Here is a 24,305-nt window from a genome sequence, read left to right as displayed (position 1 = left end):
AGAGGGGAGTAAGTATGATAAATCAAAAAGATCTACGTCCGAAGGATATGGGACGCCCGGATGAGCAACTGATCAAACTCGAACTCGATCAGTTAATGCCCTTATTGGCGCCGTATGATAAACCAGGCATGGAACCACCTTTAACTGATCCAAAGCCCGCCTGGAAAGAAAAATACTGTACTTCTTTAGATGGCTACGTTGGACTTGACACCTTAACCCGCCCGAAAACTAAAGAAGAAGAAGATGAATTTGTCCGGAAGTTTCTCAGCGGGTTAGAAAAGATTTTTTCAGATGCCAATAATGGAGTGCTCGAACCACTGATCTTGTCATTTGAATACTGTGCAAAATGCAATACGTGTTCAGAGGCCTGTCATATCTACAAAGCGGCAGGAGACAATGAATTATACCGACCTATTTATCGTTCCGAGGTTCTGCGAAAAATTGTAAAGAAGTATTTCACCACGAGTGGGAAACTACTAGGTGGCTTTGTCGGGGCAGATATCGATGTGAACTGGGAAACCATTGCTCGGCTAGGAGAATTAGCTTATCGTTGTAATCTTTGTCGACGCTGTGCTCAAACCTGCCCGCTTGGCTTAGATAACGCTATTCTCACTAAAGAAATTCGCAAGATCTTCAGTCAGGAGTTGGGTATTGCTCCAATCCCTCTTCATACAAAAGGTACGATGCTTCAGATTAAAACCGGCTCTTCGACTGGATTGAGCAAACCTGCATTTTTAGATACGCTGGAGTTTTTAGAAGAAGATACGGAAGAAAAATTTGGCATAAAACTTAAATTTCCGGTGGACAAAAAAGGTGCAGATATCTTAGTGCTTCATAACGCAGGGGAGTTTATGGCCTGGCCGGAAAACCCGGTAGCTTTTGCCATTCTTTTTGATGCAGCTGGGATAAACTGGACTCTGAGTAGTGAGATCATGGGGTATGACAGTGTAAACTATGGTATTTGGTATGACGATTATCAAGCAAAACAGATTGCCTTAATGCAAATGAAGGTAGCCAAAGATTTTGGAGTCAACCGCATTATGGTCGCAGAGTGTGGACATGCCCATAAAGCATCCATGATCGTGGGTGATCGCATGGCGTATGGGGATGCAAAGATTCCCGTGGAGAGCTGTTTACCTTTCCTTTGGGATATGGTTAAAAACAAACGTATCAAGCTTGATCCCAGTAAAAACAACTTTCCAGTGACCCTTCACGATCCGTGTAATGTGGTCCGACAAATGGGAATTGTGGAACCACAACGGCATGTTTTGAAAGCTATTTGTCCACAGTTTAGGGAAATGACTCCACATGGAGTAGACAACTATTGTTGTGGGGGAGGAAGCGGATTCGCTATCATGAATTCTCAGAATTTCCCTCAGTTCAGAGATTCAGTGGCTTCTCGGATGAAATTTAATCAGATCTTAGGAGCTTTCCAGGGAAGTATGGAAGATGCTTCAATACCTAAATATATCTGTGCACCCTGCTCTAACTGTAAAGGAGCTATGCGGGCCATTCTGGAACACTACGAAGCAACTGAGAAATTTAACCTCCAGTATGGTGGTTTAGTGGAACTAATGGTAAATGCTCTTGTGAGTATGAAAAAGCCTTTCTTGGAGTTTTTAGAGGATTAGTCGGACACTGATGGATTCTTTAGAATGGACCCTTTCAGGATGCCTGAAACGGTCCATTTTTTTAGGATTATAGTTCAAATTCCTGACCAACAAACTAGTTTGAGGTCCTAACTGGCTTATCTGGCGTATCCCAAAATTGAATTTTAATAATTAATGATTAGGGAGGAGAAGTGTACATGAAAGTAATTATGGTAGGGGGAGTTGTGGTTGGACCCAAAGTTTCTGCACGCTTAAGGCGCTTAAATTCCGAGGCTGAGATTACCATTATAGAAAAAGGAAGTCTACTTTCTTATGGGGCTTGTGGACTACCACTTTATGTTGCTAACTTAGTACCTCAACTAGATGGGTTAATGAGGACCTCATACGGCGTGCTTCGGGATACTGATTTTTTTCAGAGTCAAAAGGATGTTAATGTTCTCACGCAAACTGAAGCAGTGAAAATCGATCGGGCACATAAAAAGGTCTTTGTCCGAAACGTGGTGACTGGGGTCGAGGAAACGTTGGATTATGATTATTTAGTTCTCGCAACCGGTGCTAAGCCAAGTGTACCCCCTATTCCGGGTGTGAATTTAGGCCAGGTGTTTACTCTTCATCGTCCGCAGGATGCCCAAGCACTCAAAGAATTCATCAAAACTAAGAAGGTTAAACATGTCACAGTGATGGGATCAGGATTAATTGGAATCGAAACGGCAGATGCTTTAGCAGGTCCACGTCTAAAGGTTACTTTATGTGAGGCAGAGTCTCAAGTGCTACCAAAGTTACTGGATGGTGATATGGCCAAACTAGTGGAGCGACAAATGGAGGGCCAAGGGGTTGATATCCGGCTTTCTTGCAGAGTGAAGGCTCTGGAAGGGGATGCCGAAGGAAATGTGTGCCGTGTTCAGACTGAACAGGGGACAATTGAAACAGAAGCGGTTGTTATTGCGACTGGGGTACGTCCGGAAGTCAGCTTAGCCCGTGAAGCTGGGCTCATGATTGGAAGCACTGGGGCTATTAAAGTTGATGAACACATGATGACCAACGATCCTGCTATTTATGCTGGTGGAGACTGCGCTGAACAACTTCATCTCGTTACTGGAGAACCGGTTTATATTCCTCTAGCCTCAACGGCCAACAAACAAGGCCGTGTCATAGCAGATCATATGATGGGGATTTCTGCCCGCTATGCTCCCGTTGAGGGAACGTCTGTTCTTCAAGCCTTCGATCTCAATATTGGACGCACGGGACTTGGAGAGGCAGAAGCCCGAAAGCGGGGTTACAACGTTGTGACCAGTGTAAGTAGTGGCCTTGATTCCACCCATTATTATCCTATGCATGCCAATATTACGATTAAATTAATTGCCGAACAGGAGAACGGACGCTTGCTGGGTGCCCAAGTATGTGGTGTAGGAGAGAGTGTAAAGAGACTTGATGTCCTCGCAACTGCCTTGAAATTTGGCGCAAATGTACGAGATCTTATTGATCTGGATTTAGCGTACGCACCGCCTTTTGCTACTGCTATTGACGTGCTCATTCATGCTGCCACGACCCTAGAAAACATTCGTCTGGGAGTAGCCAAAGCAATCACGGCTGAAGCGCTTGTAAGCCGCTTACAGGCAGGAGAAAAGATATGTCTTCTTGATGTACGTGAACGGGAAGAAGTGGCGGCAAATCCATTATCCATTGAGGGAACCATGGTCATTGCATTGGGAGAACTACGGGAACGTTGGGAAGAGGTCCCGAAAGATTCTTTAGTTGTTACTGTATGTGGATTAGGTATCCGGGGATATGATGCAGCTTGCATGCTTGAAAGAAAAGGTGCGGACCAAGTGGTTTTTCTTCAGGGAGGACTCTCAGTAGGAAATGCATACTTTGATCAAGTATAGTCCTATAAATCGTACAATCAGTTTTCAATATAGTGCAATCTAGATTATATATTGTACGAATAGTACGCAAGGTGTTAAATTAAGAACATAGACAAGTGAGAATTTACACAAGAAGATATTTTCGCAGTCTAACTAAAAAATTTTTTTCTCTTTAAAACATTAAGGAGGTGTAATTTTGTTTATTGTTACAATTGACGAAGATCAATGCTCAGGATGTAATGCATGTACTGAAGGATGTCCTGCTCACCTGCTTGGTTTTAGCGAGGACAAAGCTCATGTAGTCGGTGACGAATCAGAGTGCATGGGCTGCGAAAGCTGTACGTCGGTTTGCCCAACGGGTGCCATCAGCATTGCTGAAATGTAAGTAACTCCAAAAAACTTGAAGACGGAGGGTGTGCCATGACAGAAAAGAAAACGCCGCTACTGGACGAGCTAGAAAAAGGAAAATGGCCCAGTTTTGTGACGGAAATTAAGCGAGCTGCCGTGAAAAGTGAAGCAGCAGGTGAATTGCTCCAAGTCTTGGAAAGATCCTATGAAGAACGACGAGGACACTGGAAACATGGCGGAATCGTTGGAGTAAGAGGATATGGCGGCGGTGTAATTGGCCGTTATGTTGATGAGCCTGAAACTTACCCAAATGTTGCTGAATTTCATACTATTCGTATTAATCAACCATCTGGCTTCTTCTACAATACGAAAACACTTCGTACAATTTGTGATCTTTGGGAGAAACACGGAAGTGGTTTGACGAATATGCACGGTTCCACGGGAGACATTGTTCTTCTCGGTTGCAAAACGGAGCATATTCAACCTATCTTTGATGATTATAGTGAGGCTGGTTTTGACTTGGGTGGGTCGGGTTCTTGCTTGAGAACGACGAACTGCTGTGTTGGACCAGGACGCTGCGAATATGCTTGTTATGACACACTTGAAGCATGTTATAATATCACCAATGAATTTATGGATGAGCTTCATCGTCCAATGTGGCCTTACAAGAGTAAGATTAAGTTCTCTGGTTGCGCCAATGATTGTACCGGCTCGATTGCCCGCTCCGATATCTCTGTAATCGGAACTTGGCGTGATTCATTGAGAATTGATCAAGACGCTGTTAAAGAATATGCAGCTAAGAAATTCGATATTCAAGGTCGGGTTTGTGACAAATGTCCAACCAGCTGTCTTAAATTTAACAATGAGACCCAAGAACTCACTGTGATTGCAGAAGACTGCACGCGTTGTATGCATTGTATTAATATGATGCCAAAAGCTATTCAAGCCGGCAAAGAAAAAGGCGCTACCATTTTGATCGGTGGAAAATCGACAATCGTTCAGTCCGCATTCATGTCCTCCGTTGTTGTGCCTTTCATGAAAATGGAAGTGGAAGATGATTTCGAAGAATTCAAGGATCTTGTGCGCCGCATTTGGGAATGGTGGGATGAGAACGGTAAAACCCGTGAACGTATCGGTGAAACAATATTCCGTTTAGGAATGGGCAAATTCTTACGTGAAACTGAAATTCCTACTGTACCTCAACAGGTCTTCCGCCCACGCGCTAACCCATATGTCTTCTGGCAACAAGATGACCTTGACAAATCTGGAACTGCACTTGATGGATCGAAACTCTAATTTTACAATAAGTAGCTTACGAGAGGTGGATAATCATGGCAAAATTAGACCAAGGACCTCCTAATTATAAAGAGATGCTTCCTCCAATTATTAAGGAAAACTATGGCACATGGAGATATCATGAGATCCCACGTTCAGGCGTTCTCAAACACGTTTCTGAAAGCGGCGCAGCACTTTACAGTGTTAGAGTGGCAACTCCTCGTTTGGTTAGCATTGATTTTATTCGAGACGTTTGCACACTTGCTGACGATTATTGTGATGGATTCCTTCGCTGGACGACCCGTAACAATATTGAGTTTCTAGTTTCCGACGAGGCTAAAGTTAACCCACTAATCGATACATTAACAGCTAAAGGTTTATGTGTTGGTGGAACAGGAGCTGCCATCAGTAATATCATTCACACACAAGGATGGGTACACTGTCACACTCCTGCAACCGACGCCTCTGGCGTTGTTAAAGCTGTAATGGATGATTTATATGAGTATTTTGACTCTATGAAACTTCCTGCTAAATTAAAAATGGGCTTGGCATGCTGTTTAAATATGTGTGGATCAACACACTGCAGTGACATTGGGATTGTCGGTGTTCACCGGACTCCTCCTCGAATTGACCATGAGAAGATTCGTAAGGGTACAGAAATTCCGACCCTCGTAGCTAGTTGCCCAACAGGTGCTATTCGTCCCGATCCTAAAAACAAGAGCGTTATTGTAAACGAAGATAAGTGTATGTATTGCGGTAACTGCTACACGATGTCTCCTGCTATGGAAATTTATGATCCGAAAAACGATGGTATTGCGATTCTTATTGGAGGTAAAGTCTCTAATGCTCGTTCAGCACCAAGTTTTTCCCGTATGGTGATCCCATTCCTACCAAACAATCCTCCGCGTTGGCCTGAAGTAACAGATGCAATCCGCGATATCTTAGAACTCTGGATTGCGAATGCACAGCGTGGTGAACGGTTGGGTGAATGGATAGAACGGATTGGTTGGGAAAGATTCTTCAGTTTGAGCGGACTTCCTTTCTCGGATATGTTGATTGACGACTATATTTTTGCTCGAGAAACCTTCCGTACATCTGCTGGATTTAAGTTCTAATTTACTAAGAAGAGAATACTCGAAGGGGGTATCGCTAAATGCAAAAAGGACCTGCTAACCCCGAAATTAAAGCAAAAATACTTGAATATCTCGGGAAAGTACAAAAAGCTAAAAGTAGAGACGTCGCAGTAGCGATAGGCGAGAAAAAGTCCGATGTGGATAACGCTGTTAAAGAGCTTACTGCGGAGGATCTTGTTGAATATCTCTACATTACGACTACATTTATTTGTTTAAAAGGCAAGGTCCAGACACCAAACTAATCAGCTAGGCACTCATGGACCAACTTGCAAAGAATCTTTTGTTTGACCTTTGATTGACCATCCTAAATGTCCTATGCCCTTGTTTCTGCTGATTCTTTAAAATCTAGCATATTAGGGAGTGGGCATAGGATGGTCAATTTTTTAGCAAATTCATGGCGGTTATCACCCGTCTATTCCTCCAGATTAAACTACTCCAAGAAAGGTGTGGGAGTTATGCTACCATTGAAATCTATGAAGGAACAGAGTATCAAAAACGTCCCTCGCTTAGTAATCGGAGCGCCTCAGGGGCGAAGCGGCAAAACAACCGTTACCTTAGGTTTGCTTCGTGCTTTTGCTCGCCAAGGTATGGGAGTTCAACCCTTTAAGAAGGGGCCAGACTACATTGATGCTAGTTGGCATACTGCTGCTGCTGGGTGTACCTGTCGCAACTTGGATTCTTTTTTTATGGGGAAACATGAAATATGTAGTTCTGTGCTTAGTCAATCAATAGGAAAAACAATCACTATTATTGAAGGAGCTATGGGTCTTTATGATGGGTTAGACTTGCAAGGAAGCAGTTCGACTGCGGAGATTGCTAAAGTGACCCGTTCTCCTGTTCTTTTAGTCGTGGATACAACCAGAATGACACGTAGTGTGGCTGCGATGGTGATGGGTTATCAACATTTTGATCCGGGTGTGCAAATTGTGGGTGTAGTTCTTAATAAAGTGGCACGAGCCCGTCATGAGAAGTTGACGCGTGAAGCTATTGAAGAGTTCTGTAAAATCCCCGTAGTTGGTGCGATTCCCAAAGACGTCAATTTAAGTATTCCTGACCGGCATCTTGGACTTGTTACTAATGGTGAAATGAAGGAAACTGACAGGTTGCTAGATTATTTGGCCGATATAATCAGTGATCATGTCGATTTAAATAAAATCTTAAGGCTAGCTCAAAATGCACCTGAACTTCCTCAGCTAGCTGAGGAATTAGTTCCTAACCTAGCTAAATATGGGTCGAAAAACAGGGTTCTGCATCCGAAAATTGGGATTATACAGGATGAGGCTTTCAGTTTTTACTATCCGGAGAACTTGGAAGCTCTTAAACATATGGGCGCTGATGTGGTTCCTATTAACGCCCTTGTAGATACCCAACTCCCTGAAGGCCTTGATGGGCTCTATATAGGAGGAGGTTTTCCCGAAGTCTTTGCAGCTAAACTCGAACAGAATTGGGATTTGCGCAGAGAGATTAGACGTGCAGGCGAAAATGGACTTCCGATTTACGCCGAATGTGGAGGGCTCATGTATCTGGGGCGCTCGATCCGAGCATCTTCTCAGAGTTATGAGATGGTTGGATTACTACCCTTTGATACTCAAATGGAAAGAAAGCCTCAAGGACATGGGTATACAATTATGAAGGCTAATTCTGGCCAGCCTTGGTTCGAGGAAGCAGCCGAAATCAAGGGCCATGAGTTTCATAATTCCCGCTTGATTAACTTAGATCCCAATGTCAAATTTGGGTTTACGGTTGAACGAGGGAATGGAATTGATGGGCAGCATGACGGAATTTGTTACAAGAACGTTTTTGCAACGTATAATCATATTCACGCTCTGGGTTGTCCCGTATGGGCTGAACGCATGGTGAATTTAGCATCAACTTACGGTACGGCTAAGTGGTCTCGGATTGAAAAGGTAGCAGGACAATAATTGATATTCATATCACTTCGCAAGAATCCTTCCTTACGGGAGGCTTTTTACTGTTTTTTATGCAACAATATATCAGGAATTCATCACGAATCCTGATGAGATGATTGGACGAAAAAATGATTGTGAATTATTTAAGAAACAAATAGTCCTTGCTAGCGCAATCGTTCACATAATGGTATTATAAAGAAAATAAATGTCTAATTTGAAACCATATAATTTTCGGAGACTCAAGAATTACTTTAACTTCGAATATCCGACTCTGAACTTTTTTATAGTATAACTGCAAAATACCATAACTCCATGTCGAACTAGAGGTTTCATTAATGAAGAGTTTCTCTTGAAGATAGATTCATGCGCAAGTTGAGAGTGCTTTTAAGATAGATACAGCTTATCTAAGAAGGGGGATGCTTCATCATGGAACAACACTTTCTTGTGTTCAAAGCGGTGGCAGAAACCAAAAACATAACGTTATCATCGAAGAAGCTTCATATGAGTCAACCCAGCATTAGTTTGCAGATTCAGAATTTAGAGAACCAGTATGGTGCTCGCTTTTTTGACCGTACTAATAAAGGGGTTACTCTTACCAAAGAGGGCGAAATTTTCTATGCCCATGTTCGTAGTGTCTTAGATATTCTTTCGAATGCTAAAGAACAAATATGTGCAGCTAAAGATCAGAGAAGATTGATTTACCTCGGTGCGACTTTAACGATCGGAGAATATATTCTTCCCAATATACTAGCGTTTTTGTATAAGACACACCCAGATGTAGACTTTAAAGTAAAGATCGCTAATACAGAATCCATTACTCAAGATGTTTTGGAGAAAAAGATTCATATTGGATTGATCGAGGGGCCAGTTCCACGACATAAAGACCTGAAAGTTGAAAATTTCTGGGAAGACGAGTTGGTAGTCGTGATTCCCGATTTTCATCCTTGGGCGTCAAGGGATAGTATTACCCTAGCTGAACTCCCTCTTGAACGTCTGGTTACAAGAGAGGACGGTTCTGGAACTCGTAAGGTAATGGAGATGGCTCTGAAAGAGAGAGGACTTGATCTTGATCAATTGAATGTAACGATGGAACTAGGTAGCACTCAGGCGATTAAACAAGTTGTTTCAGCTGGACTTGGAATCACAATAATTTCTTCGTTAACCGTTCGCCGAGAATGTGATCAAAAAATATTTAAGAGTTTAAAAATACAAGATGCACCTGTATATCGACCACTTAGTATTCTTACCAATGCCCAAAGTACTCAAACTAAAGATGAGCGTCTCTTAATCAACTTGCTCCATGATCATGAGTTGTTATCGGATGTTTTAAGTAAGGATTATAATGAATTAGAGGAACATGCAAATAGGCTACAATTAGATCATCACAATAGTGAGTAGTCGGGAAGGACAGAGACAATGGAAAAGAACTGCCGAATTGGACTCGTTCAGATGGAATCTTTGGTTGGAGAGACTGAACGTAATTTTCGGAAAATCATACATTTAGCTGAGGCTGCCCAGAAGCAGGAAATTTCCTTGCTGTGTTTTCCAGAATGCGCGTTAGATGGATATTCACCACAAGACGCCTCGGAAACTGGTGATTCTCTACAGAGTTCTTGGATCATTCAGTTACGAGAGTGTTCGCAAGACTTAGGGATTACGCTCTTAGTAGGTTTAGTAGAACAAGGAAAAGATGTAAACAAACCCTATATATCTCATGTTATTTTGTCTCCGGATGAGGAGCCAGCAGTTTATCGCAAGGTGCACTTGGGGCGGAGTGAAATGGAACATTTTACTCCTGGAGAGAGTTTCCCAGTTTTTTCAGCTCATGGAACGACGTTCGCAGTGGGAATCTGTTGGGATTGGCACTTTCCCGAAATGGCAGCAATTTATTCTTTGAAAGGTGCAGAGGTAATATTTGCTCCTCATGCTTCCCCTGTAGTAGCAGGTGACCGCAAAGAAATTTGGTTGCGCTATCTTGGGGCTCGCGCCTATGACAATTCAGTCTATCTCGGCGCGTGCAATCTGATCGGGGGCAACGGAAAGTCGAAAAAATTTAGTGGAGGAGCTTTAGTCATCGGTCCTAAAGGGGAACTGTTAAATCAATCTCAGTTGGGTGAAGAAGGAATACTATCTGCCTCCCTTTCAGCTGATCGAATAAATCTTATACGTAGTCCTGACCGTGTTTCCATGAAAGATAGCTTTTTTTTAGCGGATCGACGTAAGGAACTTTATCATGAACTAATTGAATTAGATATTAAGGGACGTTGAAGATATCACATTCTTGCCCTTGAGCGAAATCTGGAAGAGGTTTTCTGTAGAATTCCCCACGAAATTGAAAATCGATGTGGTTCTAATATATGAAAAAAACCTTTCCAAACATTTAAGCTTGGAAAGGTTTTTTTCATAAAAGAGCAATTTACTTTACCAATTGCTACGGGATCTGGGTTGGTAGCAGTCGCGACAATACACTGGTTTGTCGCCAGAAGGTTGGAAAGGCACTGTGGTTTCTTTTCCACAAGTAGCGCAAATAGCTGGGAACATTTCACGTGGTTGACGAGAATATCCGCCACCACCGCCGTTATTTCTGGTTTGTGCTTTTCTGGCTGCACGACATTCAGGGCAACGTCCAGGTTCATTAGTAAACCCTTTCTCTGCATAGAACTCTTGTTCAGACGCTGTAAACTCAAAATCACGACCACAGTCTTTACAACTTAAAATTTTGTCGTTAAACATTAAAAAACCTCCGTCATTTTATTACCCGCGACATGGGAAGTTCAAAGAAATCTTCCCACAGCCTTAGGCAATCGAGAAGGTTTGTAAAATCCACAAGTACTTCGAGCACCTTAATTATAACGAACTAATTATTATTAGTCAATCATTAAACCCATTATTTAGAATTGTTTTTGCCAATTTCAGCCACTTTAAAGGTTATGTAAATTTCCATTGTAGTCAGTACTTGCGTGCAGGATGGTGCTCCTGAATAAGTTGATGGATTTAGTAAAAATCCTGTCGTCCGTAAATAAAATAATACTATAGTGCATAACCATAAGTCTATAGACATTTCACAGATTACGGCGAGATGGGAGATGAACAAATTGGAGCACCTCGATTTTGAGACGCTGCCAAAGCGTATTTTAGGCATGCAAAGACTCGAGGCCTTATTCAACCAAAACGGCTATTTAATCTGTCAGTCTTCTGGAGAAAAGATATATGACTTTGATGAGGTTGTTACGATCTTTATTCCACTTAGTCCATCAACTGATCAAGTCATGGCAGTTCATAGCGATCACGCAACAGAATTTATGCAGAGATGTCTTTCAAACCTGAATTAATTCCAAAATGAATGGGTGGAAAGCGGAAGTACGCTAAATAGTCTTAATTAGTCATGAACTTAAAAGAGAAGGTAGGTAGTTGTTGCTGCTTCATCTTCTCTTTTTATGTAGTCTTATAGTCAAATAAACTTGGTCATACTTGGAAGTGAGAAAAGGAGAATTTTTTTGGTAGTCTTATTATAGGTCCTGTAAGATAGGACTAGGGACTAGGACTATTTCGCCTCCGATTGTGACTATTGCATTATACTCTTACCCGCACAGAGGATATACAATGTAATAAAGGAAGCAGATTGGATGGCCAATAACAAAGGAGGGTTTAAAATGAAAGCAAAATTTGTGGGATTCCTTAAGGATGAAGCGGGGCAGGGAATGACAGAGTATGGACTTATTATTGCACTCATAGCTGTCGTCGTTATTGGTGCATTAACCTTGATGGGCGGGAATATTAAAGCTCTTTTAACAACAGCAGCTGGTTCTATTAAATAAAGCCTTACTCTATAAATTGCTAATAATTATTTTAATTACCGAAATAAATTTATGAACCCTACTGCCCGCAGTAGGGTTCTTTACTCAAACAAGGGGGAGTCGTTATGGGGATGAATGAGGTTGCACTAGGAATAACTCTGGGAATTGCAGTTTTCACAGATTGGCGTGAACACAAGATCTATAACAAATTACTCTTCCCCGCTTTTTTCATTGCACTTCTGCTTCATACGGTTCAAGGGGGCGTTTTCGGATTAGCGAACAGTTTGCTGGGAGCAACAGTAGGTTTTGCTTTACTTCTTCTGCCATATTTCATGGGTGGAATGGGCGCAGGGGATGTGAAGCTTCTCGCGGTAATCGGAGCTTTTGGCGGTGTCCCGTTTGTCCTTACTTGTTTTCTTTACGGTGCCATAATTGGGGGCTTGATCTCGTCTTATCTTCTTGCTCGACGCAAAGCCCTAGGTAATACACTGAGGCACTTCCTGGTCTTTTTCACGATTTTTCGAAATCCACAGCACCTTAGCAGATCGATGAGCGACGCGCGACAAGAAAAATTCCCTTATGGTATCGCAATTGCTTTAGGTACACTAATTGCTCTGTTTTCACCTCTAGGAGGGGGAGGGTCATGATTCAAAGGTTCCAGAAAGGTGAACATGGTCAAGCTTTAGTTGAGATGGCTCTTGTCTTACCACTTTTTTTCCTGCTATTGTTTGGGGTGATCGAGATGGGGCGCATTGGCTATGCCTATATTACAATCAGCAATGCGGCTCGGGCTGGTGGTCGAGTCGCTACCCTCGGAGGAACAGACCTAGATATTACTACTTCCATTAAGAATGCCGCAACATCACTTGATTCTGCGAGCTTAACGATCAATATCACTCCGAGTCAAGACCAACGGCAATCAGGCCAAGGAGTAACAGTTAATGTTTCTTATCCTGTTCAATTAATCATTCCGCTTATCAGTAATATCATACCCAATCCAGTGGTCGTGAGTTCTAACATCATCATGCGCCTAGAATAGATATGAAATATTCGTAGTGTCCATTTCTGATAGACGGAGGGATGGTCATGGTTCCGATAAAATCTTTATTTATACAACTTTGGGAATTTCCCTTACCTCGGTTAAAAGAACTAAACCCTCATTCACAGGAGCGTGGGAGTGTTGTCGTGTTGGTTACCCTTGCTTTGACTGCCTTGTTGGGTTTCTGTGCAATAGTGACAGATGTCGGTTTAATGTATGCACAAAAGGCTCATCTTCAAAATTCTGTGGATGCAGCTGCGCTCGCTGGTGTACAAGAACTTCCAAGTAACCCCACCCTTGCGACGCAATCTGCTAGTGCTTATGCTGCTCAAAACGGGGTGACTGCTGTTACAGTGTCCTTTGAGGAAAATAATGCCAAAATCATTGTTCAAGCCACCCAACAAGTTCCTACTTACTTTGCCAGAATATGGGGGATTACCGAAGAACAGATTTCCGTCTCCGCCAAAGCTATGATGATTCCACCGACAGAACTTTCGGGAGCTGTACCTCTCAGCGTTCTGGATGAAAAAAAGCTTGTCTATGGAGAACCTTATGTTCTTAAAGAAGGCGGAGGGTGTGGAAACACTGGTTGGTACGGTGCTTTGGCACTAAGTGGTAATGGCGCCTCTTCATATGAAGAGGATTTAGCTAACGGGTATCAGGGTACATTGAGTGTGGGGCAGATTGTTGAAGTAAAAAACGGAAATATGAGCGGACCGACGGCTCAGGGGATTGCCGCTCGCCTAGCACAAGATACTCGCGTTCCTCGTAATACCTTCGACGACCATGACCGGAATGCGCCAGAAATCATGTATATTCCTATTGTTACTCCAAATGGGCAAAAAGAAATGAAAATTGTTGGGTTTGCCGCCTTCTTCCTTGATGGAGTTCAGGGAAACGGTAATAATTCCATTATTACCGGGCGATTTTTGCAAAAACTAGCATCAAATGGTCGTAACAATGCCAGTTTGAATGATCTGTTACAGACAGAACATGATATTGAGAATGGAGGAGCGAGCACAGATTTCGGCTTATACACGCCAAAACTCGTCCAGAATTAATAGAACGTATGATAGAACTTCAGGTTTATTAGCGTCGTAAGGACAATTATAAAACCGGATCAAGGGGTGACAAAGATGCAACGTAAAGGGTTTTTTCTTCTGGCACTTATTTGTGGGCTAATAGCTGCTGGATCAATGTATTTCTATCTTCACGGTGCGACCAGAAATCCATCTGTTTCGCTCAAACCTTTGGTGGTTGTGAAGACGAACATTCAGGCCCGTTCGGTCATAGAGGCTAGTCAGTTGGTCGTCAAGGATGTTCCGGTGCAAGGATACCCCCAAGGCGGTTTTTCCTCTATTCAAAACGTCGTGGGCTCTGTGGCCTTATTGAATCTCTCAGCAGGAGATTTAGTCCTCAGTGCAATGCTACAACGACTAAATACCCAAACTTCAGATACTCGGAACCCCGCAGGCGGCACCACCGCCTTAACCGTCCCAGACGGAAAAAGGGCGGTCGCCATTCCAATAGGATTAGTTAGCGGGGTCGGGTATGCTGTTAAACCTGGAGATCATGTTGACATCCTTGTGACAATGGACATTAAAGACTCCTCCCCCAATCCACAGGTCGTGACAGCAACCACTTTGGCTGCCCAGGATGTTTTAGTATTAAGCGTGGGAGAAAGTATAACTGGAGACAAAGCTAAGGTTGATACCAAATCTTACACGATGGCTCTGAGTGTACCGCAAGCCATGGCAGTTACCTACGGCAGTGAAAAAGGAAGTCTCCGTTTATTATTGCGTAACCCCGCTAATTCGAATATTCGGCAAGATACCCCGGTGACCGGGAATGTGTTTTTGGATCCCAACTATATTAACCGCTTTAAGTAATAAGGAGGGCGTACCATGAAACGCATTAGAGTTTTGATTGTTGATGATATCAGCGATACTCGGGACAGCATTCGTCGACTTCTTCAATTTGAAGAAGATATTGAAGTGTTTGGTGAGGCGGGATCCGGTTCCGAAGCCATTCTGATTGCTGAAGAGAAACGGCCAGACATTATTTTAATGGATATTAATATGCCAGAAATGGATGGAATACGGACAACTGAACTTATGGCTCAACGCGCTCCGGAAAGTTCTGTGATCATCATGTCTGTACAAGGAGAGCAGGCCTATTTGCGTCGCGCTATGATGGCGGGTGCCCGTGAATATATAGTAAAGCCGTTTACTGGAGATGAACTGGCCAGTGTTATAGCCAAAGTCTACGAAATGGATCAGCGCAAAAGAGACACTTTAGGGGATCTGCCCAAGGTGTCTATCGACACACAAATGCGAGACGGGCAAATAATTTCCTTCTTCAGCACTAAGGGTGGCGTCGGAAAAACGATGTTAGCTACCAATTTGGCAGTTCAATTGGCTAGTTCTGGTAAGTGGCGCGTCCTTTTGGTGGATCTTAACCTTCAATTTGGAGATGTCGCTGTTTTTCTAAACCTTGTCCCCAAACGATCGATTGCTGATTTAACCCAAACAGGATCGATCAAGTTTTCAGAGATTCAGTCTTGCCTTTTAACGCACTCTTCTGGACTTCAAGTTTTGGCAGCTCCAACTCGCCCAGAGTATGCCGAACTGGTTACAGCTGAACAAGTGGAACAAATCCTTTCCGAGGTTAAAGATCATTTTGATTTCATAATTTGTGATAATGTCAGCCGATTTGAAGATATCAGTCTGGTGAGTTTCGATGCGGCCACTCAAATTTGGTTAGTGGTGGCCATGGATGTACCGACACTTAAAAATGCTAAACTCAGTCTTGAGGTTATTGATGGCCTTCATCACACCCCGAAAGTACACGTTGTTTTGAATCGAGCGAGTAAAGAAATGGGAATGAATCCTCATGATGTAGAAAAGAGTCTGAATTATAAAATTAGTTATGAAATTCCCAGTGATGGGCGAGCTCTTGTTGCTGCCCTTAATTGTGGGGTACCTTTTGTGACGTCATCTCCGCAAAGCAAGGCTTCTGAGGCAATTCGAAAGATGGCGGAAGAACTTTCTTTATCAGAAGCAAAAGGGGGGATTCAAATCTCTCAGGAGAAAGAACGTGAAAGTCGGGGTCCCTTACAAGGGTTGCGCAGAGTGTTTGGATTTTAAGGGAGGAATGAGCAATGTCTTTGCTTAAACGCTTAGAAAAAGAGAAGATTCAGCTGCATGAGGAGCCCACGAATGAATCCAGAACGGTTCGCTCCATTCCCCAAAATGATCCATGGCGTGAATTCAAAGGCTCTGTGCATCATGAAGTTATCCAAGCCTTAGATAAGATCAACACCCAAAATCTGACGTCCGTGATCTTGCACCCCATTGTTGAGCAAACGCTCGACGAACGAGCTGATATTATGGGGTTAATTCCTCCGCGAACGGAACGAGAACGACTGATCCAAGAGGTTATGGATGAAATTCTGGGGTTCGGTCCTATTGAACAACTACTTCAAGACCCTACTGTCAATGAAATTATGGTTAACGGACCGCATCAGGTCTATGTGGAACGAAAAGGTAAACTTGAATTGGTCGGGGTTACGTTTTACGATGATGCTCACGTCTTGCACATAATTGAAAAAATTGTGGCCCCTTTAGGGCGGCGGATTGATGAGAGCCAGCCAATGGTCGATGCTCGTTTACCAGACGGTTCCAGGGTCAATGCCATTGTGCCTCCTCTAGCCTTAAATGGACCGATTCTTACCATCCGTAAGTTTGCCAAAATTCCCTTCACTATGGATAATCTTGTAAGTTTTGGGACGCTGACGACGGAGATGGCGGAATTCATCGATGCCTGTGTCAAAGCTCGCTTAAATGTTATTGTTTCAGGGGGAACAGGGTCAGGGAAAACAACAACACTGGGGGTAATTTCTGCTTATATTCCAGAAGATGAACGTATTATTACGATTGAAGATGCTGCGGAACTTCAACTTCGCCAAACCCATGTCGTCACCTTGGAAACTCGCCCAGCGAACATTGAAGGCAAAGGTGCTGTTATGATCAGGGATTTAGTTCGTAACGCTTTACGGATGAGACCAGAACGCATCATTGTGGGCGAAGTTCGAAGTGGGGAAGCCCTGGACATGCTACAGGCCATGAATACAGGGCACGACGGCTCCTTAACCACCGGTCATGCCAATACCCCGCGCGATATGCTCTCCCGTTTAGAAACCATGGTCCTGATGGCCGGGATGGATCTACCCGTTCGAGCGATTCGTGAGCAAATTTCCAGTGCTCTGGACGTCATTGTTCAGCAGAGTCGCTTGAGGGATGGAAGCCGAAAAATTACTCATATTACAGAAGTCCTTGGGATGGAGGGGGAAGTGATTGTGCTTCAGGATATTTTCCGTTTCGAGCAGATAGGGATTGATAAACAAGGCAAAGTCCAAGGGCATTACAGAGCAACGGGAATTCGTCCGCATTTCATGGATAAACTCATTTCTGCAGGTCAGATCCTCCCTGATGATCTATTTTCGAATAAATATTAATCTTAAAAAATCTCCGCCAGGAGGAGGATCGGTATGGTCAATGGGATAGCCCAAATCGTCATACTCATCTCAGTGATCGCTACATTTTTAGCGGTCTACTCGGGAATTCTTGCCCTTACTCGTCGTGCTGAAACCCTTGAAGCAAAACTTCGACGCTTTACTGCGTTACGGGTTCCTTCTAAACCTGAGACAGGTAAAAGAAACTTAAAACACTTGCTCACACTATTAGGACGTTTCGCACCACGGCGTTGGAGCGAGGGGTTAGACCTCGAACTGATACGAGGAGATATTCCACTTAAAGGCGGAGAATTTTTGGTGCTTCAAGGTTTTTTAATGTTTCTCTTTTTCCTCATTGGCTTTATGCTGACACAGAAAATTTACGCTGGGTTTCTATTTTCCATCGGCGGGGGGATACTTCCAAGATTATGGCTGAACTCCGCCCAGAAAAAAAAGCGCCGTAAATTTAACAATCAACTTGCCGATGCTTTGCTTGTTTTGTCCAATTCCCTGCGAGCTGGTTTTAGCCTCTTACAAGCCATGGAAATGGTCAGTCAGGAAATGTCCAATCCTATTTCTGGAGAATTCCATTTTACGTTGCGAGAGATGACGTACGGGACGTCTACGGAAACCGCGCTGATCCATTTATCGGAACGGGTCGGGAGTGATGTTTTAGATCTTCTCGTGACTGCTATGCTGATCCAACGCCAGGCTGGAGGGAACTTAGCAGAGGTACTCCAAAATATTCACGCGACAATTCAGGATCGCCTTCGCATTCAGCAAGAAATTAAGACGCTCACGGCCCAAGGACGCATGTCCGGTTATATTATTGCCGCTCTTCCTTTTGGTATTGCTGCTGTTCTTAGTGTGCTCAATCCGAGCTACCTCTCAGTGCTGTTCACCAATCGAATTGGCTGGGCTATGCTTGCTGGAGGCCTAATTTCCCAATTCATTGGGTTCCTAATCATTCGAAAGATTATTACGATCGAAGTATAATATACACAATAATTCGAACAGTCAATGTCATAAAGGATTAAAATTCTCGCTTGAGGACTCTGTCTTTCTGGATAACAAGTGGGAGTCTTGAGTGGATGAAAAGAGGGGAGCTGTTTATGGCCTTTATAATAAGTCTGCTTGGCGTATTTGGAACCGTGTGCTTTACGCTGATTGCAATTTTTATAGGTAAGCAAGAAAGTAAAACCCGCGAACGAATTTCACGGGCCTTAGGTCAGGGAGAAATGACGGTAGACGAAGATTCTGGGACTCTAAGCCAGCGGGTGCTGCGTCCATTGCTCCATCAATTTGCCCACCAACTCACACGCTGGGCTCCTAAAGGAAAACAAAAACAAACAACCGCGAAACTGAGCGCTGCTGGATTATCAGGGCAATGGGAAGAAACTGAATGGAAAGGGTTGCAATATGCGCTGAGCCTACTAGTTTCGCTACTGCTGTTTGCACTTTTCTCTTTGATGCGTGCTGAGATGCTAACCAGATCAGAGATGGGGATTATTGGGTTCCTGGTGGGGTATATGTTTCCTAATTCCTGGTTGAAAGCAAAAGTCAAACAACGACAAAAGGAAATTATCAAGACGTTGCCTGATGTTCTCGATCTACTGACCGTTAGTGTGGAAGCTGGCCTAGGGTTTGATGCGGCTTTACTCAAAGTCGTGGAGAAACAAAAAGGAGTTCTAGCCGAAGAATTTCTTCGGGTATTACAGGAAATTAAGATGGGGCGTCCGAGACGGGAGACTCTTCGAGATCTAGCGAGTCGTAACAAACCCGCCGAGGACCTCAGCAATGTTGTCGCCTCGCTTGTACAAGCTGATCAATTGGGTATATCAATCGGTGGAGTTCTACGCAATCAAGCCAAGCAAATTAGGCAGAAACAACGGCAACGCGCGGAAGAAAAGGCCCAAAAGGCCCCCGTGAAAATGATGATTCCTCTAGTTTTCTTCGTCTTTCCTAGCATCTTTATCATTGTTATCGGACCGGCTATTCTTCAAATAGTAGAGATGTTTAAACAAAAATAATGAGCAAAGTCTGCGAGAGAGAGTACCCACATCATTATAACGGCACAGAAGTGAAGATATGCCAGAGTGGGAGAGGACAAAACAAAAATGAAATCAGGAAGATTGCGTAACCAACGGACAGGGCAGATTGTAGGAAAATGGGTATGGAAAGCAGACTCGTTTTGGACCCGTTTCCGCGGATTATTAGGTCGATCCAATTTAGAACCGGGTGAAGGGCTCTGGCTTTTGCCTTGTCAGCAAGTTCATATGTGGGGTATGAAGTTTTCACTCTCGGTATGGTTTATAGATCAATCAGGTCAAGTGTGTGAACTTGTCGATGAACTAAGCCCTTGGAAAATTTCCCCTCGTATTCGAAATGCCGTAAGTATCCTTGAGTTTCCTAAGGGATGGGGAAAAGCGACCGATACAGAGTTGGGTGACGAATTGGTATGGGAAGAACATTTATAGGGCTTTATAAAACTCAGAAAAGACGTTGGCGATGGCTAAGTGGTCTTTAACTCCTCCAAGTTCGCGCACAGAATGCATGGCTAAGATGGGGTTTCCGATGTCCACGGAACGAATATCAAGATGTGTACTGGAGATCGGGCCAATGGTCGATCCCCCCCGTTCATCCGAACGGTTGACGAATTTTTGGACATGAACTCCGACACGCTGACAGAGGTTGGCAAAAACGGCCCCAGATTCTGCGTTCGTAGTGTAGCTTTGATTCGCACTGATTTTAATCACTGGACCACCATTAAGAATTGGACGATTAACTGGATCATGTTTTTCCCCGGCATTGGGGTGAAGAGCATGGGCCATGTCGGCTGAAATTAGAAAAGAATGTGCTAGGGCCTGGAAATATGTTTCTCGGTCTTTTTTTTGTGCCAAGAGGATTCGCTCCAATACGTGGGAGAGAAACGGAGAAGCAGCCCCTTGTTGAGATGTACTTCCGCATTCTTCATGGTCAAAACAGGCTAGAACTTGTGTCATAAGAGTCGGTTTTGCTTGGGTGAGGGCCCAGGCCCCAGCATGAACCATCGCCAAATCATCAAGTCGCCCGCTGGAGATAAATTCTTCTTGAAGGCCGACTAAACAGCCTTTGTTGTAATCAAAGAGGAATAGGTCAAAGTCTAGGATATCTTCAGTCGGACAATGTAAAGTTTCCGCGAGGTGTTGGATCAGGATACCTTCTTTCTGAAGATTCTCTGTGATTTGTGTTAATAAGGGCAGCATGTCCTTTTGCTTGTTTAATTCAATTCCCTCATTAACCTTGCGATTCATATGAATCGCAAGGTTGGGGATGACAAGTAACGGGCGGTCACTGCGGAAGAGTTTTACCTGAGGGGAGAAGGGAGTTTTCCCCCGCAAAATAATTCGGCCTGCTAATGAGAGCGGACGGTCCAGCCAGGTATTTAGAATAGGGCCCCCATAGGTTTCAACATTCAATTTAAGATAATGCCCTTCTACCAGTATCTCAGGTGAGGGTTTAACTCGGAAACTAGGGCTGTCGGAGTGCACGCCAATGAGGCGAAATCCATGCTTTTCGGGCATACCATGGCCGATCACAAAAGCTATCAGGGCGGAACCGTTGCGAGTTAGGAAATATTTCTCGCCTGGAATCAGTGACCATTTTTGTGTAAGGTGCAACTCCTGAAATCCATGAGGAATTAGCATTTTCTTTACGCTTTCTACAGTATGGAAAGAGGAGGGGCTTCCTTCGATAAATTCAAGTAGTTCTTGGGCAAACTGCTGTTCCTCATTTGTAATATATGAAGTAGACATATCTCAACCGCCTTTCATGATATCAAAACAATACTATATTCGTCTTACCTAAAATCTATTCCTGCTTAGTCGTTAAGGCATGGAACAATTAGCAGGAATTTAGCTTTGTAGAATCGAAATATTCAGCAAGAAGAATAAAATCTAAAATAGTTAGAGAATGAAGTGGAGATAGAATCCTTGAGTAATATTAGAGTAACCACTCTTGAACATATCAGTAGGGAGGATTTGACGGATAGTTGGAACCGTTGTTGGCAGGGTTATTATTATAACATGACGTATATGCCTGACCATCTAAGAGTTTGGCTTTATCTTAGCCAAGTTTCCCTACAGCATTCATGTGCTATCTATGATGAAGATAAGGTAGTGGGGTTTTCTTTACTATCCATGGACAGGAGTGATGGATGGGTTGCTGGAACTTGTATTGATCCTGATTTCCGACGCCAGGGTCTTTTTGCGTCCTTAATGCGTACCCAACTGAATTTAGCCACACGCATTGGATTAAGACATGTTTATCTTGAAGTTTTGGAGCAAAATCATGCGCTTAAAGTCTATCAATCCGTCGGTTTCACGATTACACGACCACTCAATATCTACCGCGCTGAAAAGGTGAGAAATTTTTCCGATAGGTCATTTGAGGCATATTTCCTTGAACCAATCTCTGTTGAGCAGTACTTTGAAAGCAGGCGAAGTTCTTTCTTCCAGCCTTCATGGCAACGAAGAGAGGAGTACCTTAGGCGGTATAGGAATTGTTTAGCCGTTATGAATTTGGCTGGAACCGCTGGTGCCCTTTTTGCAGGGGAGAATAATGTTCCACTGCTTGATGTTTGGAGTGCTACCGCAGCTGGAGCTGAAGAGGTGATTTCCACTGTGCTTTCTCAAGTAAACACTCCGTTCTCGCTGACAAATCAACCTGAAGATTGGATTGTCGCTTATCTCAGTGCTCAAGGGATTAGACCCAGTGCCAAGCAATTTGAAATGTGCGTTTCACTGACATAAAAATTAGTCCGCCTGCATAACTTACTAAAGTCCGGTGTTTTGACGAGAATATGGGTCGATTTTCGTTAAAGTCCGTTGAGCTAAAATTTATTTTCAAAAATATCTTGTAATAATCCGAAATTAGTATATACTTAAAAAGTTAGCTAACAAATTTATAGAAAGGATAAGATATTTATGACACAAAAAGAGCAATTGATGATTAATGCAATTTTAGAGTCCGTTGGGTTAGAATCTATAAAGTCGACGCAGACTCAAAGGCTAGTTCATGAAGAAAGATAAATAGTTACAGAAAGGGTGCGGTATTTTGACCCAGATCCTAATCCTAAATTGTAATCTAATTAGCTTAGACTCATTCACAAGAAGCCAAGTATAAAAGCGAGTTTCTTAAACTATAAGAAACTCGCTTTTATACTTGGAACCTAAAAAATGAGATAGAATGGAGTTGGAGTAAGAACTATGACGTTATCGGTTCTTGGAATTGCCTGTAGTCCAAGGCGCAAGGGTAATACGACACGAATACTTTTAGAAGCGATGCAAGTTGCACAGGCTGAGAATCATACTACTGAACTAATTTACCTTTCTGATCTAAAAATAAGTCCCTGCCAAGGATGCGGTGCCTGTTCAGCAAAAGGAATATGCGTTATAAAAGACGATATCCCTAAGCTCCAAGAAAAGCTGATTCATTGTGATCGACTTATCATTGCTGCGCCAATCTTTTTCATGGGGGTAAATGCTCAAACTAAAATCTTAATTGACCGCATGCAAACGTTTTGGGCGCTCAAGTACCTTCAACGTCAATCGTTTATTAAGCCATCAGGACCCGAACGTATAGGACTTTTTCTCTCTGCCGCTGGCACAAAAAAGCCAGAGGTATTTAGATGTGCCGAGCGTTCCATTCAAACTTTCTTTCATATGCTGGATATTAAGTACGCTAAGGCTTGTCTTTACAGCGGGATAGATCAAGCTGGGGAGATCGAAAAGCATCTAACAGCTCTAGAAGAAGTACGCAATGCCACGCAGGCCTTACTTAAAAACTAATTGAATTGAATCTTTGTAGTACAATTTGCCAATTGTTATGATATACTGAGTACATGCTGTATTACTGTATGATGGAAAGGAACTGTGCCTCATGCAACAAACTTCAACATCGGTGGGAGTCCCTAAAATCGCGATTGTAACAGACAGTACCAGTGATTTAGATACAGAAATGCTTCAAGAATTTGGGATCGAAATCCTTCCTTTGCACGTTGTCTACCATGATCGGGAATACCTCGACCGAGTTAATATCGAGCCAGATGAGGTTTATAAGAATATGGACATTGAGGTTCCCACGACATCTTTACCCTCTCCAGCCGAAATTGCTAATTTGTTTAGTCGGTTAAGAGAGGAGATGGTCACACATGTTCTATCTATGCATATATCAAGTGGTTTAAGCGGAACCTATGAAACTGTATGCCAGGTAGCACGAGAGTATAAAGAAATGGTCTTTGAAGTGTTGGATTCAAAATCGCTGTCCATGGGATTGGGTTTTCCAGTTTTAGAAGCCGCCCATGAACTCCGTCGCTCGATGGATTTTCAACGTGTAATCAATGCCGCAAAGACTGTTTCGCAACAAACTAAAATGTATTTTGTGCTCTCCACCTTGGAATATCTTAAACGAGGCGGACGAATTGGGTACGTTTCAGGCACCCTTGGTGAGCTTTTGAATATAAAACCGATTATAACTGTCAATAATGAAGGTAAATACATTACGTATGCAAAAGTTCGTGGCAGAGATCAATCTCTTAAAAAATTGTTTGATATTTTGTCAGAAAACACCCAGGATGCTCGTTATAATGTAGCAATCGTTCATGGCGGGGCTGAGCAGGAAGCCCGCAAATTGTGGCAGAAAGCGCGCCAACTTCCCAATATTGTTGAACTATTATTTAATCAGATCAGCCCAGTCATGGGAGTTCATACTGGCCCTGGGCTAGTAGGGATCATAATTTCTCCGGTTCTAACACCTCAGTCATAGACTGGGGTGTT

General features: G+C 43.2%; 25 protein-coding genes. 23 read left to right on the top strand and 2 right to left on the bottom strand.

Annotated elements, in window-relative coordinates; genetic code table 11:
* The first annotated feature begins 14 nt into the window (after positions 1-14).
* From DSOL_RS01855 to DSOL_RS01815, 9 genes are all read left to right on the top strand, one after another.
* Positions 15-1,631: a (Fe-S)-binding protein gene (locus tag DSOL_RS01855; protein ID WP_075363185.1), complete on the top strand. Its 1,617-nt coding sequence runs from the start codon at positions 15-17 to the stop codon at positions 1,629-1,631.
* Between the two features lie 176 nt (positions 1,632-1,807).
* A complete protein-coding gene (locus DSOL_RS01850) occupies positions 1,808-3,496 on the top strand; it encodes an FAD-dependent oxidoreductase (RefSeq protein WP_075363184.1) in 1,689 nt (562 codons plus the stop codon).
* Positions 3,497-3,671: 175 nt separating this feature from the next.
* The gene (locus DSOL_RS01845; protein WP_075363183.1) at positions 3,672-3,860 is read left to right on the top strand and encodes an ATP-binding protein; all 189 of its coding nucleotides are present in this window, start codon (positions 3,672-3,674) and stop codon (positions 3,858-3,860) included.
* Between the two features lie 35 nt (positions 3,861-3,895).
* The gene (dsrA, locus tag DSOL_RS01840) at positions 3,896-5,119 is read left to right on the top strand and encodes a dissimilatory-type sulfite reductase subunit alpha (protein WP_075363182.1); all 1,224 of its coding nucleotides are present in this window, start codon (positions 3,896-3,898) and stop codon (positions 5,117-5,119) included.
* Positions 5,120-5,154: 35 nt separating this feature from the next.
* Positions 5,155-6,213, top strand: coding sequence for a dissimilatory-type sulfite reductase subunit beta (dsrB, locus tag DSOL_RS01835; RefSeq protein ID WP_075363181.1), 1,059 nt, complete (start codon positions 5,155-5,157; stop codon positions 6,211-6,213).
* Between the two features lie 38 nt (positions 6,214-6,251).
* Positions 6,252-6,473 carry a hypothetical protein gene (locus DSOL_RS01830; protein WP_075363180.1) on the top strand — a complete coding sequence of 74 codons (222 nt, stop codon included), beginning with the start codon at positions 6,252-6,254 and terminating at the stop codon, positions 6,471-6,473.
* Positions 6,474-6,686: 213 nt separating this feature from the next.
* Positions 6,687-8,153 carry a cobyrinic acid a,c-diamide synthase CobB gene (locus tag DSOL_RS01825; RefSeq protein WP_075363336.1) on the top strand — a complete coding sequence of 489 codons (1,467 nt, stop codon included), beginning with the start codon at positions 6,687-6,689 and terminating at the stop codon, positions 8,151-8,153.
* A 414-nt stretch (positions 8,154-8,567) separates the two neighbouring features.
* Complete coding sequence (locus tag DSOL_RS01820; RefSeq protein WP_139314358.1) at positions 8,568-9,539, top strand: LysR family transcriptional regulator; 972 nt, start codon at positions 8,568-8,570, stop codon at positions 9,537-9,539.
* A gap of 18 nt (positions 9,540-9,557) precedes the next feature.
* Positions 9,558-10,409 (top strand): nitrilase-related carbon-nitrogen hydrolase, encoded by an 852-nt coding sequence (locus tag DSOL_RS01815; RefSeq protein ID WP_075363178.1) that lies wholly within the window; start codon positions 9,558-9,560, stop codon positions 10,407-10,409.
* A 153-nt stretch (positions 10,410-10,562) separates the two neighbouring features.
* On the opposite strand, the gene DSOL_RS01810 is transcribed toward DSOL_RS01815, so the two are convergent.
* Positions 10,563-10,874, bottom strand: coding sequence for a zinc-ribbon domain containing protein (locus DSOL_RS01810; RefSeq protein ID WP_075363177.1), 312 nt, complete (start codon positions 10,872-10,874; stop codon positions 10,563-10,565).
* A 362-nt stretch (positions 10,875-11,236) separates the two neighbouring features.
* Here DSOL_RS01810 and DSOL_RS01805 point away from each other — a divergent pair, with 362 nt between their 5' ends.
* The 11 genes from DSOL_RS01805 to DSOL_RS01755 all read left to right on the top strand — a co-directional run bounded on the left by DSOL_RS01805 (position 11,237) and on the right by DSOL_RS01755 (position 19,967).
* Positions 11,237-11,473: a hypothetical protein gene (locus DSOL_RS01805; RefSeq protein ID WP_075363176.1), complete on the top strand. Its 237-nt coding sequence runs from the start codon at positions 11,237-11,239 to the stop codon at positions 11,471-11,473.
* A gap of 294 nt (positions 11,474-11,767) precedes the next feature.
* The gene (locus DSOL_RS01800) at positions 11,768-11,959 is read left to right on the top strand and encodes a Flp family type IVb pilin (protein WP_235838666.1); all 192 of its coding nucleotides are present in this window, start codon (positions 11,768-11,770) and stop codon (positions 11,957-11,959) included.
* A 104-nt stretch (positions 11,960-12,063) separates the two neighbouring features.
* A complete protein-coding gene (locus DSOL_RS01795) occupies positions 12,064-12,585 on the top strand; it encodes an A24 family peptidase (protein WP_083642276.1) in 522 nt (173 codons plus the stop codon).
* On the top strand, positions 12,582-12,977 hold the full coding sequence (locus DSOL_RS01790) for a TadE family protein (RefSeq protein ID WP_075363175.1): 396 nt from the start codon (positions 12,582-12,584) through the stop codon (positions 12,975-12,977). Before DSOL_RS01795 ends, DSOL_RS01790 begins: the two co-directional genes overlap by 4 nt.
* 47 nt (positions 12,978-13,024) lie before the next feature.
* Positions 13,025-14,038: a pilus assembly protein TadG-related protein gene (locus DSOL_RS01785; protein WP_075363174.1), complete on the top strand. Its 1,014-nt coding sequence runs from the start codon at positions 13,025-13,027 to the stop codon at positions 14,036-14,038.
* 75 nt (positions 14,039-14,113) lie between these two features.
* On the top strand, positions 14,114-14,866 hold the full coding sequence (cpaB, locus tag DSOL_RS01780) for a Flp pilus assembly protein CpaB (RefSeq protein WP_075363173.1): 753 nt from the start codon (positions 14,114-14,116) through the stop codon (positions 14,864-14,866).
* Positions 14,867-14,881: 15 nt separating this feature from the next.
* Positions 14,882-16,123 (top strand): CpaE/TadZ family protein, encoded by a 1,242-nt coding sequence (locus DSOL_RS01775; RefSeq protein ID WP_075363172.1) that lies wholly within the window; start codon positions 14,882-14,884, stop codon positions 16,121-16,123.
* A gap of 14 nt (positions 16,124-16,137) precedes the next feature.
* Positions 16,138-17,493, top strand: a complete 1,356-nt coding sequence (locus DSOL_RS01770; protein ID WP_075363171.1) for a TadA family conjugal transfer-associated ATPase — start codon at positions 16,138-16,140, stop codon at positions 17,491-17,493.
* 33 nt (positions 17,494-17,526) lie between these two features.
* Positions 17,527-18,486 carry a type II secretion system F family protein gene (locus DSOL_RS01765; RefSeq protein ID WP_235838665.1) on the top strand — a complete coding sequence of 320 codons (960 nt, stop codon included), beginning with the start codon at positions 17,527-17,529 and terminating at the stop codon, positions 18,484-18,486.
* A gap of 116 nt (positions 18,487-18,602) precedes the next feature.
* Complete coding sequence (locus DSOL_RS01760; RefSeq protein ID WP_075363332.1) at positions 18,603-19,520, top strand: type II secretion system F family protein; 918 nt, start codon at positions 18,603-18,605, stop codon at positions 19,518-19,520.
* An 87-nt stretch (positions 19,521-19,607) separates the two neighbouring features.
* Positions 19,608-19,967: a DUF192 domain-containing protein gene (locus DSOL_RS01755; RefSeq protein ID WP_075363170.1), complete on the top strand. Its 360-nt coding sequence runs from the start codon at positions 19,608-19,610 to the stop codon at positions 19,965-19,967.
* Here the strand turns inward: DSOL_RS01755 and DSOL_RS01750 are convergent.
* Positions 19,962-21,284 carry a M18 family aminopeptidase gene (locus DSOL_RS01750; RefSeq protein WP_075363169.1) on the bottom strand — a complete coding sequence of 441 codons (1,323 nt, stop codon included), beginning with the start codon at positions 21,282-21,284 and terminating at the stop codon, positions 19,962-19,964. The genes DSOL_RS01755 and DSOL_RS01750 overlap by 6 nt on opposite strands.
* Before the next feature lie 177 nt (positions 21,285-21,461).
* Here DSOL_RS01750 and DSOL_RS01745 point away from each other — a divergent pair, with 177 nt between their 5' ends.
* The 3 genes from DSOL_RS01745 to DSOL_RS01735 all read left to right on the top strand — a co-directional run bounded on the left by DSOL_RS01745 (position 21,462) and on the right by DSOL_RS01735 (position 24,294).
* Positions 21,462-22,280, top strand: coding sequence for a GNAT family N-acetyltransferase (locus DSOL_RS01745; protein WP_139314357.1), 819 nt, complete (start codon positions 21,462-21,464; stop codon positions 22,278-22,280).
* Between the two features lie 456 nt (positions 22,281-22,736).
* Positions 22,737-23,318, top strand: coding sequence for a flavodoxin family protein (locus DSOL_RS01740; protein WP_075363168.1), 582 nt, complete (start codon positions 22,737-22,739; stop codon positions 23,316-23,318).
* 91 nt (positions 23,319-23,409) lie between these two features.
* Complete coding sequence (locus DSOL_RS01735; protein ID WP_075363167.1) at positions 23,410-24,294, top strand: DegV family protein; 885 nt, start codon at positions 23,410-23,412, stop codon at positions 24,292-24,294.
* Positions 24,295-24,305: the final 11 nt, after the last annotated feature.

The sequence above is a fragment of the Desulfosporosinus metallidurans genome, assembly GCF_001936615.1.
GTDB lineage: Bacteria > Bacillota > Desulfitobacteriia > Desulfitobacteriales > Desulfitobacteriaceae > Desulfosporosinus > Desulfosporosinus metallidurans.
The sequence above is the reverse complement of the archived record's forward strand: the minus strand, read 5'-3'. Positions and strand labels throughout refer to the sequence as shown.

What these genes read in the sequence shown, in the direction of transcription:
- DSOL_RS01855 (WP_075363185.1), top strand. Translation starts at nt 15, where the DNA reads ATGATAAATCAAAAAGATCTACGTCCGAAGGATATGGGACGCCCGGAT.
- DSOL_RS01850 (WP_075363184.1), top strand. Translation starts at nt 1,808, where the DNA reads ATGAAAGTAATTATGGTAGGGGGAGTTGTGGTTGGACCCAAAGTTTCT.
- dsrA (WP_075363182.1), top strand. Translation starts at nt 3,896, where the DNA reads ATGACAGAAAAGAAAACGCCGCTACTGGACGAGCTAGAAAAAGGAAAA.
- dsrB (WP_075363181.1), top strand. Translation starts at nt 5,155, where the DNA reads ATGGCAAAATTAGACCAAGGACCTCCTAATTATAAAGAGATGCTTCCT.
- DSOL_RS01830 (WP_075363180.1), top strand. Translation starts at nt 6,252, where the DNA reads ATGCAAAAAGGACCTGCTAACCCCGAAATTAAAGCAAAAATACTTGAA.
- DSOL_RS01825 (WP_075363336.1), top strand. Translation starts at nt 6,687, where the DNA reads ATGCTACCATTGAAATCTATGAAGGAACAGAGTATCAAAAACGTCCCT.
- DSOL_RS01820 (WP_139314358.1), top strand. Translation starts at nt 8,568, where the DNA reads ATGGAACAACACTTTCTTGTGTTCAAAGCGGTGGCAGAAACCAAAAAC.
- DSOL_RS01815 (WP_075363178.1), top strand. Translation starts at nt 9,558, where the DNA reads ATGGAAAAGAACTGCCGAATTGGACTCGTTCAGATGGAATCTTTGGTT.
- DSOL_RS01810 (WP_075363177.1), bottom strand. Translation starts at nt 10,874, where the DNA reads ATGTTTAACGACAAAATTTTAAGTTGTAAAGACTGTGGTCGTGATTTT.
- DSOL_RS01800 (WP_235838666.1), top strand. Translation starts at nt 11,768, where the DNA reads ATGGCCAATAACAAAGGAGGGTTTAAAATGAAAGCAAAATTTGTGGGA.
- DSOL_RS01795 (WP_083642276.1), top strand. Translation starts at nt 12,064, where the DNA reads ATGGGGATGAATGAGGTTGCACTAGGAATAACTCTGGGAATTGCAGTT.
- DSOL_RS01790 (WP_075363175.1), top strand. Translation starts at nt 12,582, where the DNA reads ATGATTCAAAGGTTCCAGAAAGGTGAACATGGTCAAGCTTTAGTTGAG.
- DSOL_RS01785 (WP_075363174.1), top strand. Translation starts at nt 13,025, where the DNA reads ATGGTTCCGATAAAATCTTTATTTATACAACTTTGGGAATTTCCCTTA.
- cpaB (WP_075363173.1), top strand. Translation starts at nt 14,114, where the DNA reads ATGCAACGTAAAGGGTTTTTTCTTCTGGCACTTATTTGTGGGCTAATA.
- DSOL_RS01775 (WP_075363172.1), top strand. Translation starts at nt 14,882, where the DNA reads ATGAAACGCATTAGAGTTTTGATTGTTGATGATATCAGCGATACTCGG.
- DSOL_RS01770 (WP_075363171.1), top strand. Translation starts at nt 16,138, where the DNA reads ATGTCTTTGCTTAAACGCTTAGAAAAAGAGAAGATTCAGCTGCATGAG.
- DSOL_RS01765 (WP_235838665.1), top strand. Translation starts at nt 17,527, where the DNA reads ATGGTCAATGGGATAGCCCAAATCGTCATACTCATCTCAGTGATCGCT.
- DSOL_RS01760 (WP_075363332.1), top strand. Translation starts at nt 18,603, where the DNA reads ATGGCCTTTATAATAAGTCTGCTTGGCGTATTTGGAACCGTGTGCTTT.
- DSOL_RS01755 (WP_075363170.1), top strand. Translation starts at nt 19,608, where the DNA reads ATGAAATCAGGAAGATTGCGTAACCAACGGACAGGGCAGATTGTAGGA.
- DSOL_RS01750 (WP_075363169.1), bottom strand. Translation starts at nt 21,284, where the DNA reads ATGTCTACTTCATATATTACAAATGAGGAACAGCAGTTTGCCCAAGAA.
- DSOL_RS01740 (WP_075363168.1), top strand. Translation starts at nt 22,737, where the DNA reads ATGACGTTATCGGTTCTTGGAATTGCCTGTAGTCCAAGGCGCAAGGGT.
- DSOL_RS01735 (WP_075363167.1), top strand. Translation starts at nt 23,410, where the DNA reads ATGCAACAAACTTCAACATCGGTGGGAGTCCCTAAAATCGCGATTGTA.